The sequence below is a fragment of the Parabacteroides sp. B2-S-102 genome, assembly GCF_023656665.1.
Taxonomy (GTDB): domain Bacteria; phylum Bacteroidota; class Bacteroidia; order Bacteroidales; family Tannerellaceae; genus Parabacteroides; species Parabacteroides distasonis.
This window is the reverse complement of record NZ_JAMOKM010000020.1, coordinates 55,940-69,749: the sequence shown is the minus strand read 5'-3', so window position 1 is coordinate 69,749 and position 13,810 is coordinate 55,940. Positions and strand designations below refer to the sequence as shown.

Annotated in this window: 12 protein-coding genes; 5 read left to right on the top strand and 7 right to left on the bottom strand. The window is 43.4% G+C overall.

The annotated features are described in order from the left end of the window. Positions 1–125 precede the first annotated feature (125 nt). The 5 genes from NBH07_RS18925 (at position 126) to NBH07_RS18905 (ending at position 6,574) form a co-directional block, all read left to right on the top strand. Positions 126–1,841 (top strand): beta-N-acetylhexosaminidase, encoded by a 1,716-nt coding sequence (locus NBH07_RS18925; protein WP_009018614.1) that lies wholly within the window; start codon positions 126–128, stop codon positions 1,839–1,841. 85 nt (positions 1,842–1,926) lie between these two features. Beyond that, positions 1,927–2,994 (top strand): DUF4934 domain-containing protein, encoded by a 1,068-nt coding sequence (locus tag NBH07_RS18920; RefSeq protein WP_009018613.1) that lies wholly within the window; start codon positions 1,927–1,929, stop codon positions 2,992–2,994. 331 nt (positions 2,995–3,325) lie between these two features. After that, positions 3,326–4,660 (top strand): tRNA (N(6)-L-threonylcarbamoyladenosine(37)-C(2))-methylthiotransferase MtaB, encoded by a 1,335-nt coding sequence (gene mtaB / locus NBH07_RS18915; protein WP_005865565.1) that lies wholly within the window; start codon positions 3,326–3,328, stop codon positions 4,658–4,660. A gap of 1 nt (position 4,661) precedes the next feature. Next, complete coding sequence (locus NBH07_RS18910) at positions 4,662–5,552, top strand: lysophospholipid acyltransferase family protein (protein WP_005865563.1); 891 nt, start codon at positions 4,662–4,664, stop codon at positions 5,550–5,552. Continuing rightward, the gene (locus tag NBH07_RS18905; RefSeq protein WP_005865561.1) at positions 5,549–6,574 is read left to right on the top strand and encodes a glycosyltransferase family 2 protein; all 1,026 of its coding nucleotides are present in this window, start codon (positions 5,549–5,551) and stop codon (positions 6,572–6,574) included. The genes NBH07_RS18910 and NBH07_RS18905 overlap by 4 nt, the downstream gene beginning before the upstream one ends. Positions 6,575–6,657: 83 nt before the next feature. Here NBH07_RS18905 and NBH07_RS18900 read toward each other — a convergent pair whose 3' ends face one another. The 7 genes from NBH07_RS18900 to NBH07_RS18870 all read right to left on the bottom strand — a co-directional run bounded on the left by NBH07_RS18900 (position 6,658) and on the right by NBH07_RS18870 (position 13,808). Next, on the bottom strand, positions 6,658–7,230 hold the full coding sequence (locus tag NBH07_RS18900; RefSeq protein WP_005865560.1) for an RloB family protein: 573 nt from the start codon (positions 7,228–7,230) through the stop codon (positions 6,658–6,660). An 11-nt stretch (positions 7,231–7,241) separates the two neighbouring features. Continuing rightward, a complete protein-coding gene (locus NBH07_RS18895; protein WP_005865557.1) occupies positions 7,242–8,450 on the bottom strand; it encodes an AAA family ATPase in 1,209 nt (402 codons plus the stop codon). An 88-nt stretch (positions 8,451–8,538) separates the two neighbouring features. After that, positions 8,539–9,621 (bottom strand): GDP-L-fucose synthase family protein, encoded by a 1,083-nt coding sequence (locus tag NBH07_RS18890; protein ID WP_008778095.1) that lies wholly within the window; start codon positions 9,619–9,621, stop codon positions 8,539–8,541. Next, positions 9,621–10,712, bottom strand: a complete 1,092-nt coding sequence (gmd, locus tag NBH07_RS18885; RefSeq protein WP_005865553.1) for a GDP-mannose 4,6-dehydratase — start codon at positions 10,710–10,712, stop codon at positions 9,621–9,623. The genes NBH07_RS18890 and gmd overlap by 1 nt, the downstream gene beginning before the upstream one ends. A 95-nt stretch (positions 10,713–10,807) precedes the next feature. Then, the gene (locus NBH07_RS18880; protein ID WP_009018610.1) at positions 10,808–11,392 is read right to left on the bottom strand and encodes a DapH/DapD/GlmU-related protein; all 585 of its coding nucleotides are present in this window, start codon (positions 11,390–11,392) and stop codon (positions 10,808–10,810) included. Next, entirely contained in the window at positions 11,389–12,498 is a 1,110-nt protein-coding gene (locus tag NBH07_RS18875) for a glycosyltransferase (RefSeq protein WP_005865548.1), read from the bottom strand. The genes NBH07_RS18880 and NBH07_RS18875 overlap by 4 nt, the downstream gene beginning before the upstream one ends. After that, positions 12,495–13,808: a UDP-glucose dehydrogenase family protein gene (locus NBH07_RS18870; RefSeq protein ID WP_005865546.1), complete on the bottom strand. Its 1,314-nt coding sequence runs from the start codon at positions 13,806–13,808 to the stop codon at positions 12,495–12,497. Before NBH07_RS18870 ends, NBH07_RS18875 begins: the two co-directional genes overlap by 4 nt. Between the last annotated feature and the right edge of the window lie 2 nt (positions 13,809–13,810).

Genomic DNA, 13,810 nt, shown 5'->3' with positions numbered 1-13,810 from the left:
AGTATAGCACCGCAAAACGCTGAAAATAGCACAGTTGCTAACTCGTTACCACTGTTTCTCAAATACTCAGTTAAATGTTTATTCTTCAAACGGTTATATTAAACCGTTGAAAATCTAAAATAAGAATGAAAAGAATCACTCTCGCATGGGCATTGACCCTCTGTAGTTTTATTACATTTATCGCCTGTTCATCCCCAGATGTTGGAGAAAGAAACGTAAGCATTATCCCCGCTCCGGCCCAAATGACAGTAGGCGAAGGTACATTCACGATCCATCCCGGCATCGAGATCGGTTATGCGGACGAATCCTTAAAGGGTATGGGCGAGTTGCTATCCAACGAGATAGAAAAGTTGTCCGGCATCAAGCTGGCTTCCGCCTCAGACAAAGAATCGAATTGCATCATCTTCCTCGAGTTGACAGATCCGAAAGAGTTCGCCGACCTGCCAAAAGCTTATGGATTGAGTCCGAAAGATAGTGTCCCCGTAGATGAGTCTTACTCCCTCTCCATCCAAAAGAGAAACATCTACATCAAGGCCACTACCCTAGAAGGTATCTATCGAGGTATCACTACCTTGAAACAAATCGTGGGTGGTAACCTACAGCCCGGAGGCGAGAAGATTTATCTACCGCTACTGGAAGTGAAGGACGCACCTCGTTTCGCTTGGCGCGGACTCTCTTTCGATGTATCTCGTTGCTTCTTCGATCCCGAGGAAGTGAAACAAGTGATCGATATGGTCGCCTTATATAAAATGAACGTACTGCATATGCATCTTTCCGATAACCAAGGTTGGCGTATCGAGATCAAGAAATATCCCGAGCTAGCGGAAATAGGAGGTCAACTTCCCAACAACGGCAGAAAAGGAGGCTATTATACGCAAGAGGAATTCAAGGATCTCGTGAATTATGCGAACGAACGCTTCATCACGATCATCCCGGAAGTAGATATCCCGGGGCATACAGCTGCCGTATTCGCCGCTTATCCGGACTTCAAGAACGCTGTCAAATTCAAGACCAAGGTTAACATCCCGGGGCAGGCCTTCAATGCCCTCGACGTAGACGATCCGAAAGCGATGCAATTTACGGAGGATGTTATCGCGGAGCTAGCCGCTTTAGCACCCGGAAACTACATTCATATCGGAGGCGACGAGGCGATCGGCTTACCCCATGATAAGTTCGTCCGTTTTATAAATAAGACACGGGAAATCGTACTGAAGAATGGAAAGAAAATGGTCGGCTGGCAAGAAACCGCCCGTGCGGATATCTCGGAAGGCGATGTCATCCAGCACTGGATTTATCTGAAGCAAAAAAGCGAGAACTCTTCTAAGAAAAAAGATAATATACCTGCCGAATATAAAGAGATCATGGCCTTATTCGCCGAATTCATGAAAGAGGCACCAAAAGATCCGGGACTTGGTATATCCAAAAAAGCGAAAGTGATTCTCTCGCCGAGCGGTTACGTTTATCTGGACCATAAATATCTGGAACCAAGTGCGGACTCCACCCAAAACGCGGAGCAAGAACGTCTGGGTATGGCCGCCTACGAGAAACAAACGATCCAAGAAATGTACGACTGGGACCCAATGACCTTCAACCCAACTGTAGAGAATCCTCAAAAAGATGTAGCGGGTATAGAAGCCGCTATCTGGTGCGAGACGATCACCAATTTCAGAGATCTGCAATTCCTGTTAATGCCCCGTTTGGCTGGTGTCGCCGAAAAAGGTTGGTCCAAAGTAGAGAACACACATTGGGACGAATATAAAGTAAGACTTGGTGCGCAAGCCCCCTTATGGGAAAAGGCCGATTGGAACTATTTTAAATCATCCTTAGTGGATTGGAAATAACAGTACAAAATCTTCATAATATTACGAATATTTCGAAATAAATTAAATATCTTTGTCCTATTAACTTTAGGACAAAGATATTTTTATGAATAAATGGCTTATTATATTTGCGATATTACTAACCGCTTGTACCGGCACAAGCGAGAAATCAGAAGAATGTGTAACAATTGACCTAGCAACTGTTTTTGACCATCAACCTCAAGAAGTAGCCTTAAAGAAATGGGCGAAATCCATCCAATTCATCCCTCTGCAAACGAATGACTCAATCTTGATCAAATACATCTCCCGCATTATTAAACACGGCGATAAGCTATTGGTGCAGCATGATAACAGAGCTTCTGTTTTCGACTTGGCAGGAAAATATTTATACGATATCGGCAAACAAGGAGGAGGTCCGGATGAGTTTAGTCGTATATCCGGACTAGAACCTCATGATCATCTTATTTATATAAAAGATAGCCCCATCCGAATAAAGGTATACGATTGGCAAGGGAAATTCCACCAAACCATTCAAATTCCGGATAAGAACATCCGGGGATTTTATCCACTCCCTAAGACGAACGTTATCCTAGGTCACGTACCCAACCTCTCTGGCAACGCACCCATTCGGTTCTATTTTTGCCAAGATACAGTCATATCGGATAGCATACCTTACTATAAATCTTATACAGAACCTCCTTTCGTCATGACATTTACCTATGAGTTCCGTCCTTTCGACGGAAATAAGATTGCCGCATTTAAGGAGTTGTTCTGCGATACGATATTTAAAGTTTCCAACGACATGAAGCTAACTCCTTATGCCGTCCTCGATCTAGGTAAATACCGAACGCCCGAGGAACTCCGTTATAATATCACGATAGACGATATAAAAAACGACCTGTTCAGGACAAAGACGATCCCTGTCATACCCGGGCAAATCGGAGACCGGCTCTATATGCATAACTTCTCCGATAAAGATACCTATACATTATATTATGATATAGCGGAGAAGCAATTAGCCTATGTACAATTCATATACCCGGAAAACTCATTTGAACTTCCCGAAGAAGCCTATTTCACTCCCAAATACATCTCAAACGACAACCGTTACCTAATCGATTGGGAGCAACCCGAGAATGATAACAATCCGGTATTAATCTTAGTGGAGCCCTAGTTACCGTATTTCCTCTATCGGCACAATAAACAAAACAAGGCCGCAGCAAGGACTATTCGATAACAAGTCTTCATAAATAATGTTGCTTGACTGTATCTATTCCTTAGTTCACGGCATGGTTTTTACAGACCACGTCATGGTTTATACAGACCACGACGTGAATCGCACAGACCACGACGTGGTTTGTAGAATATATCCAATAGTAAAGAAGAATAGATAGGCTTCCGGAAAACTATTTATGCAATAGTAAAGAGTTTTTAAGTCCATCTCAATCCGAACTCTTTACTAATCCGGGCTTAATTAGTACCTTTGCACTCTAACTAAATCGAAAATGATAGATCAGACCGTATTTAACAATAAAAAGGCCGCTTATTATACGCTGGGTTGCAAACTAAATTTCGCGGAGACCTCTACCATTGGAAAGCTATTAGCCGAACAAGGGGTACGCAAGGTGCGTCCCGGGGAAAAAGCGGATATATGCGTGGTGAATACTTGCTCCGTAACGGAACTAGCCGACAAGAAATGCCGGCAAGCGATCCGCCGGATCAGCAAGCAACACCCCGGTGCCTTTATCGTGGTGACCGGTTGCTACGCACAGTTGAAGCCGGAGGAAGTCTCCCATATAGAAGGCGTGGACTTGGTTCTTGGCGCCGAACAGAAATTAGAGATCCTTCAATATCTGGAGAACCTAGAGAAGAAAGAACACGGAGGAACTGTTATCGCCTCACAAAGCAAGGATATACGTTCCTTCTCCCCTTCCTGCTCGGCGGACGACCGTACCCGTCATTTCTTGAAAGTACAAGACGGATGCGATTATTATTGCTCTTATTGCACCATACCCTTCGCCCGCGGAAGAAGCCGGAACGGGACGATCGCCAGCATGGTGGAACAGGCGCAGGAAGTCGCACGTAAAGGAGGAAAGGAGATCGTATTGACAGGGGTAAATATCGGGGATTTCGGCAAAAGTACCGACGAGACCTTTATCGACTTAATCCGGGCTTTGGATGAGGTAGAGGGAATCGTACGCTATCGTATCTCTTCCATCGAGCCGAATCTGATTACCGACGAGGCAATAGACTTCGTGGCTCACAGCAAACGTTTCGCACCTCATTTCCATATCCCTTTACAAAGCGGTAGCGATGCTGTCTTGCAATTAATGCGCCGCCGTTACGACACCGCTCTTTTCCGTCATAAGATCGAAAAGATCAAGGAAGTAATGCCGCATGCTTTCATTGGCGTAGACGTAATCGTTGGAACCCGTGGCGAGACAGACGAGTACTTCGAGGAGGCCCGCCAATTCATCGATAGCTTGGATATAAGCCAACTGCACGTGTTCAGTTATTCGGAACGCCCGGGTACCCAAGCGCTGAAGATCGATTATGTAGTAGACCCAAAGACCAAACACGCACGCAGTCAACAACTCTTGGATATCTCAGACCAGAAACTTCATGCCTTTTATGAGGCCCATATCGGACAAGAAGCGAATGTCTTATTCGAACACACCAAGAAAGACGGCAAAATGCACGGTTTCACCGAGAACTATATAAAGGTAGAAATCCCTTATGATGCCGCTTTGGTCAATGAGACCCGCAAAGTCGTACTAGGCGGCTGGAATGAGGATCGCACCGCATTAATAGTCAACAATCAATCATCAACCGTCAACTAAGATGTGGGATAAAATACAATATGCCTTTCTTTATAGCTGGGTAAAAGTACACGCCTTACTTCCCATGCGAGCTTTATACGTGTTATCAGACATCCTATATGTCCTTATCTATAAGATAGCCGGATACCGGGTAAAAGTAGTGCGCCGTAATATAACCGCCTCTTTCCCGGATAAATCCAAGGCTGAGTGGCGTCAGTTGGAACGCCGGTTCTACCATCATTTCGCCGATTATATCGTGGAAACGATTAAATTGGCCCATATCTCTCTGGATGAGATACAACAGCGAGCCTATCTGAAGAACCCGGAATTGGTTGACCAACTTATGGAGAAAGGCCATACTTGCTTCATCCTCACGATGGGGCATTATGGCAACTGGGAATGGTTCTCCGGATCGACCACCCGTTTCGAGGACTCACGCATCTATCAGATATACCGTCCGTTAAACAACAAGGCCTTTGATAAGCTATTCGCCGATCTCAGGACACAGTTCGGTTCTTTCGGCATCAAGAAAAACGATACGATACGGGATATCATCAAGTTAAAACAAGACAAAACCAAATCTGTCGTCATCTTCTTGGCGGACCAGACACCCAGCAAGGCCAACCTGCATTATTGGACCGAGTTCCTTCATCAAGATACAGCCATATTAACCGGTCCGGAGCGTATCGCACGGAAACTGAACCTGCCTGTGATCTTCCTCGATACCCAAAAAGTAAAAAGAGGATATTACACCGTAGACATGAAGCTGATTACGGAGAATCCAAAAGAGACTCCGGAGAATTACATCACCGAGCGATACGCACGACTTTTAGAGAAAATGATCTTGCGTGATCCGGCCTACTGGCTATGGACCCATAAACGTTGGAAACATAAACACGAGCAACAAGGATGAAAAAAGTAGCGATTGTCATCTTAAACTGGAACGGAAGAAAGCTAATGGAGGAATTCCTTCCTTCCGTCGTATCCAACTCTCCGGAATGGGCGGAGGTTATCGTAGCAGATAACGGTTCCACCGATTACTCGATCGAGATGTTGAAAGCAAAATTCCCGACCGTTGGCATTATCTCCTTCAACCAGAATTATGGTTTTGCCGAAGGATATAATCAAGCGCTCAAAAGGCTCGACCATGAATATTGCGTTTTATTAAACAGCGACGTAGAAGTTACTCCCAATTGGTTAGATGCCCCGATTGCCACTCTCGACTCTGATCCGTCAATCGCTTGTGTCCAACCCAAAATACGGGCTCAACGAAATAAAGAATACTTCGAGTACGCGGGTGCGGCCGGAGGATACATTGACAAATACGGCTATCCATTTTGTCGGGGGAGAATCTTGCATATCGTGGAAAAGGACGAGGGGCAATACGACACTCCCGCCGATATCTTATGGGCGACAGGAGCCTGCTTATTCGTTCGTACGGCTACGTATAAGGAAGTCGGGGGATTAGATGCCGGATTCTTCGCACATCAAGAAGAAGTCGATATGTGCTGGCGTTTACGTTCACGGGGATATCGGTTGGTATGCGTCCCACAATCCATCGTTTACCACGTCGGTGGAGCCACCTTGAACGCGGAAAGTCCCCGCAAGACCTTCCTCAATTTCCGGAATAGTTTGCTGATGCTTTATAAGAACTCCCGGGAAGCTGATTTAAAGCATGTGATGCGCATTCGCTTTTGGCTGGACTATATCGCCGCCGCTAAGTTTCTGATGGAAGGTCATATCCAAAATGCGAAAGCGGTTTATGAGGCACGGAAAGCCTATCACCAGCTGAAGCCGGAATATGCGCCCAAGCGTAAAGAGAATCTGGAGAAAAGTACACTGAGCACCATCCCGGAACTTATGCGGGACAGTTTAATTCTGGCATTTTATCTAAAAAGGAAGAGGACATTCAAAGCGATAAAGGATAGACGATAAAGAAACCGGCCTTCTTACTTCCCCTAAGGAGAAAAAGAAGACCGGAGAGCTTGGAGATAAGATAGAGAATAGATTATGGATTACTATTCTTTTACTTTTTTAATAGCTTTATAAATCTCACTATATGAATCTCGACCTTGATACTTCTCAGCAAGTTCACAAGCTTTAATCATTTTTGCATCTGCAATCATATCCCTTACCCAGCTATCTTTTTCCAGATATTTACGTGTTTTGCCGTATGTTGGAAGATAGCGCTTCAAAGCCCTTTCTGTAGCTGCTGAATCTAGGAAATGACGGCAAGTATCCTCAAAATGCAAAAGGAACCAATATTCGATTGATTGCAAACTGTCGCACAGAATAACATTACCATTCTTCTCATATTTCTTTTTCAGAGCTGCCATCTTCCTATTTTCAGCATCTGATCGTCTGCTAACATCGGCATCGAAAACACAGATTACAAATACATCTTCATTTAGAAGCTCCTTTATCTTTTTATCAATCTTCTCGATACTATTATTCTCAAACAGACGTGGAGATATAGAGTATCTGTAGCCTAGAAACTTTTTAAGATGACTGAAATAAAACAATTCAGTCAGTCCTTCACCCACAATATGAATGACTTGTCTAGTGGCAATATTCTTTCTAACTTTTCTCATAAGGCCGGTATTTATAGATTAGGAACTGCCCCAAATTTACCAAACTTATACGCCTTTTGTAGAGAGCTTATTCTATTCAAGCCTTTGAAATCAGTTAGAGGATATAGTACACTGGCTCCATCTGTGTTCTTCTCGGCGAACCAGATATTATCTTTTCTAAGCAGATCCTCTTCCCCCAACAGACCGTCATAATGAGTAGTAAGCAGTAACTGAGCTTGCTTTGACTCCTTCAAGAAACGTTCAATCATATATTCGATCAACTTAGGATGAAGAGATGATTCTATTTCATCTACAGCAAGGAATGCATTGCTTCCAATACTATTTTGTATCTGGGATGCCAAGCCGAATGTTCGTATGGTACCATCTGATTCATACAACTCCGGGAACTCATAGTAATCATTCCCCCCCAACCCGGAAGAGACCTTGTGCTGATACATGGTATAATTTACTACTCCCTTTTTAGTCTCCTGCTCTTTTGAAGAAATATTCGAAATATTGAAGTCTGCTTCCTGCAAATACCTTAGGATATATTCTTTGGCAGTTTCTTTTTTAATTGCCTCTTCTGCATAGCGGCTAAGTGATGATGTAGGTACTATCGCAGGCATCATTTGTTTAGTCAAATACTGAAGGGCTGTTTCCATTTCTGCAATATTGGTATTTACCTGCATGTAAGCTGCAAAGACAGACATATTAGGTAAACACTTTAAGGTTATTTCCTCTTTTGCAGCCGTACTGATTTTAACTTTTTGACCAAATTTGATGGAAGAGACATTGTTTTCCATGCTACGTTCAAAAACAGTGGCCGGTTGTTGACTGAGATAATAAATCAAGGTTTCCCGGACAATGTGCGTAGTCTCCAACAATACGGAATAGACATATCTGATAGCCTTGTCTCCATTCATGGCATAAAATGAAACAGAAAACTCTGATGCTTGTTCTTTACTTGTTCTATTTAGCAAGAACGGAACAATCTTAATTAGCTCCGCTTTATTAAGTGGAGTGCAAGTTATAAAGGACCTTATAAAATCGCAAACCTTAATAATATTACTTTTTCCTGAGGCATTGGCTCCATAAATGACAGCTAACTTAAGTAATTTTACATCCGGAGCCAGCTCAACAACATGATATGACTCCAAATCCTTACTCTTATCTGCCTCAAAGCTAAGAACTGTCTCATCTCTGAATGAGAACATATTCTTGAATTTAATTTCAGCTATCATATATCTATTGTTTTCTCACAAAGATACATATAAAAACCGAATACAAGGTATTCAGGCAATAACAACATGCGTATCCATAAGCAATCATTTATCTTATAACAGCGCTTAGATACCAATAATACATTTTTCTCACGCCATCCTCTATATCCACCCGGTGATGCCATCCCAACTCATGCAGTTTGGTCACATCGGTCAATTTACGCATAGTTCCATCCGGTTTTGTGGGATTGAACTCTACCTTACCTCGATAACCGGTTGTTCTCACGATCAAATCTGCCAAAGTAGCGATCGAAATCTCCTTCCCGGTACCTATATTAATATGGCAATTACGGATATCAGTATCTCCTTGCGAATAAGTATCCTTAAAATCCACATGTTCCATGATATATACGCTCGCATCTGCCATTTCCTCACTCCATAAGAACTCTCGAAGCGGCTTACCAGTTCCCCATAGCTCCACCTTATCCGAAGAGATCCCATAACGAGCCAAAACCAAAAGAATTTCCTCTTGGGAGCAATGTCCATCAATACCCTCCACTGGACGGGCATCTAAATCCCGGCAAACACCTTGCCAATCTCCCTCATTCAAACACTTGCCCAAATGGATCTTCCGTATCATAGCTGGCAATACATGGCTACGTTCCAAATCAAAATTATCATTCGGGCCATATAAATTAGTCGGCATCACAGCGATATAATTCGTACCATATTGCAGATTAAAACTCTCGCACATTTTCAACCCTGCAATCTTGGCGATCGCATACGGCTCATTCGTGTACTCCAGCGGAGAAGTCAGCAAAGCGTCCTCTCGCATCGGCTGCTCCGCATCACGTGGATAAATACAAGTGCTACCTAAAAATAACAATTTCTTGACCCCATGGCGAAAGCTCTCACCAATCACGTTCTGCTGAATCTGTAAGTTCCGGTAGATAAAATCAGCCCTATACTTACTATTCGCCATAATCCCCCCTACATGAGCGGCTGCGAGAATCACGTACTCCGGCTGTTCCTCATCAAAAAAGCGCTTGACAGCGATGCCATCCAATAAGTCCAGCTCTTTATGCGTACGTCCTACCAGATTCTCATATCCCTTTCTTTCCAGATTCTCCCAAATGGCAGAGCCGACCAATCCTCTATGGCCGGCTACATATATCTTAGCGTTCTTCTCCATCATTTCACGATGCCCTTCTCTAGATACTCAGCCAAATTAGTACGAACATGCGCAGAGGCACGTTCCACGGCCACCTTCGCCATATCCGCGTCCACCATTATCTTCACCAGTTGCTCAAAAGAAGTCTTTCGCGGATTCCACCCCAGCTCACGTCTCGCTTTCGATGGATCTCCCCAAAGATTAACCACATCGGTGGGACGATAGAAATCGGGAGATACCTCCACCAGCACCTTTCCCGTCTTGCGGTCGATTCCCTTCTCATTTTCTTCCTCACCTTGCCAGTACAATTCAAAGCCCACATAACGGAAAGCCAATTCGCAAAACTCCCGTACGGAATGTTGCTCACCCGTAGCGATCACGAAGTCCTCCGGTTTCTCATTTTGAAGGATCAGCCACATACATTCCACATAATCCTTGGCATACCCCCAATCACGAAGCGACGATAAATTACCCAATAAAAGCCTGTCCTGTTTCCCTTGCGCGATACGTGCGGCAGCCAACGTGATCTTACGAGTCACGAAAGTCTCGCCTCGTCGTTCCGATTCATGGTTAAACAAGATACCCGAGCAGCAAAACATATGATAAGCCTCCCGATACTCCTTTACGATCCAATAACCATACAGCTTCGCCACCGCATAGGGGCTATACGGATGAAAAGGCGTTTTCTCATTCTGAGGAACCTCCTCCACCTTCCCATATAATTCGGAAGTAGAGGCTTGGTAAATACGACAAGTACCCGTAAGATCATTTTGCCTTACCGCCTCTAGAATACGTAATACCCCGGTAGCATCCACATCAGCCGTGAACTCCGGTGAATCAAAAGAGACTTGCACATGGCTCTGCGCAGCGAGGTTATAAATCTCCGTAGGCTTTACCCTCTTCACCACCTGCGAGAGACTCGTGGAATCCCCTAGATCCGCATAGTGAAGATGGAAAGCGGGATGGCCTTCCAAATGCGCGATCCGTTCCCTGAAATCAACAGATGAGCGGCGAATGGTGCCATGTACATCATATCCTTTCTCCAAAAGGAATTCGGCCAAGAAGGAACCGTCTTGGCCGGTAATACCAGTAATTAATGCTACTTTTCTCATTTTATTTTCATGTTTATCTTTTCATATTCATAGATCTTGATAGTCCATTATACTGAAAGTTTATGTGAAGCAGTCCGCTTATTATCATTGTAATATTAATTCTTTCTTTTATTGTCTTGTATCCTTTTAATATATCGTAGATGATGTTCTTTCTCACTAATTGTCGAGAACCGATCCTTTATTTTCTTTGCAGGGACACCTCCCCAAATTTCACAGTCCGGAATGTCTTGTGTCACTACAGCTCCAGCCGCTATTACCACCCCTTTGCCGATAGTGATACCGCCCACGATTGTAGCACTATGCCCTATCCATACATCATCTTCAACAATCGTTATGCCATTGTACCCTCTTGAACTATTCCAGATAAGTTCACCCACAGTATCAAACTGATGATCATTTCTTCCGACAAAACAAACACGTCCGGCTATCAAGATATTATTTTTAAATACGACATCAGAAGCGATATTGCAATATTCTCCAAACTGGACGTTATGACCAATACTTATTTTCATGCCTCTGGCAAAAGTAGTGTGAGCCATAACTCTCACGAAACCATTGTATTTCACCCATGGATATTTCAAATGAAATAAATACCATGTTCGAACAATGTTCATTATGTAGCGTATGGCAAACGTTGTCATACCTGCCCCTTTCGGCATGTTATGATAATCTATTTTCACTTGTTTCGATTAATATTATAAAAAGCAGATACATAATTGTCAAAAGAGCATGGCATCAAGTTTGCCCTAGATAAAGGCTTATTGGAATATTTCCGACAGGCTTGCCTTATTATGTAAATGAATTCTGTTTCATTCATGGGATCAAATAACATTCCATTGCCTTTGGTCACAAAATCCGTGGCACCGATATACTTGCTTGCCACCACGGGACATCCGTAAACCAAAGACTCATTAATAACAGCGCCAAAGGGTTCATACCTACTCGGCAGAATAAAAAAATTGGCTATTTCATACCATGCATACAAACCGACATCGGTATGAAATCCGGCAAAAACCACTTTGTCTTTCAGCCCAAGTCGCTTTGCTTGTTGTTGCAAGCTTTCTGATAGTTCCCCCTCACCTACAATGACCAATCTATAATTTACGATTTGTGCTTTTGCAAACGCATTTAACAGCAAATCCAACCCTTTTGCTTTTACTAACCTACCTGTGTAAAGAATAACAGAAGTCCCTGCCAAACCATATTGTTGAATGTATTTTTGAAGGATAGGTTGAAACTGTGAGCGATAAGCCAACAATGTTTGAGGATTCTGTATATTAGGACATACCTCTATCCGCAATCGGGGGAATCTTCTTTGATACCATTGCTTCACAGCATCACCATAGACTATAATCCCATTGCTGTGGGTCAATACATAGCTCCTGGATTTAGCCTTCAATCCGGAAGATATTTCGGCCATTTTCAAGTTGTCAGATGTTGTCAGATAATAGTTGTAGTGAAATAGCCCCATTTGCTTATACAAGGCTACCAAAATACTTGTATAGGAATACTCATGGGAGAAAATGACATCGGGATCTATTTTTTTGATTAAATTGAAAATTCCCAGACGTACAGGCCTATTTCCAATCCTGAATCCTTTAGTCAAGAAAAGGACCTTAATATTCTCCAGTTTTTCCAGCAATTCTTTCCTGTTATAGGTGAATCCCTCACTGTCAGCATCCGTAAATGCGATGGTCATGTCATAATATTTACCCATCTCATTAAACACATCAATCCTCCATGGAGGTAGGTACTGGTAAAAGACTAATGCTTTCAACTTATTCATCTTCCTATACAGTAATAATCAAAGCCCAAATGTTGAAGTTCTTCTGCGTCATAAATGTTCCGCCCATCAATGATGACCGGATTGTTCATCAATTTCAGTAATAGGCTCCAATTGGGTAGCCGGAACTGTTTCCACTCAGTCTGTATCAATAAAGCATCCACTTCCAAGACAGTATCATACATGTCTGCGGCATATTCCACACCCCCGCCCATACGACGACGGCATTCCTCCATTGCCACAGGATCATACACCCGTACTTTGCATCCTTCCCTCAGCAACCGATCAATAGTGACCAATGAAGTCGCCTCACGCATATCGTCTGTTTCCGGTTTGAAGGCAAGTCCCCAAACAGCAATCTTTTTCCCTTGCAAAGCCCCTTTATAATGCTTGAACAATTTATTGAAAAGTACACTCTTTTGCTTTTCATTCACAGACTCCACCGCATTTAGCACCTTCATTTCATATCCATGCTTCTCTGCGGTCTTTATCAAAGCTTTAACATCCTTCGGGAAACACGAACCGCCATAACCGCAACCCGGGTAAAGGAACTTGCTTCCGATACGGCTGTCCGAACCTATTCCCTTTCGCACCATATTCACATCAGCTCCCACCAATTCGCATAAATTGGCAATATCGTTCATGAAGCTGATACGGGTAGCCAGCATAGAGTTTGCTGCGTATTTTATCATTTCCGCACTGGGTATATCGGTAAATATTACCCGGAAATTGTTCAGCAGGAAAGGACGGTAAAGTTTACCCATCAACTCCTTGGCTCTTTTCGATTCCACTCCTACCACAACCCTGTCTGGCGACATGAAATCTTTGATGGCTGCTCCTTCTTTTAGAAATTCAGGATTGGAAGCTACATCAAAGGGAACATTCACACATCGTTTATCAAGCTCTGCCTGAATAACAGCCTTCACTTTTTGGGCAGTCCCTATAGGAACTGTTGATTTGGTGACAAGCAGGGTATATTTCTGAATATTCTCACCAAATTGTTTTGCCACTGCCAATACATATCGTAAATCGGCACTTCCGTCTTCATCGGGAGGTGTCCCCACGGCACAGAACACAATGTCCACATCATTCAAGACAGACGTTAGATGGGTCGTAAAGCTCAACCTTCCTTCACGAAAATTGCGCATCACCATTTCATCCAATCCGGGTTCGTAAATAGGAATCCGACCGTTCTGTAAGTTTTCTATTTTTTCTCGATTCACGTCCACGCAAGTGACATGAACACCCATTTCCGCAAAGCAGGTGCCAGAAACCAATCCGACATAACCTGTACCAACAATTGCTATATTCATAA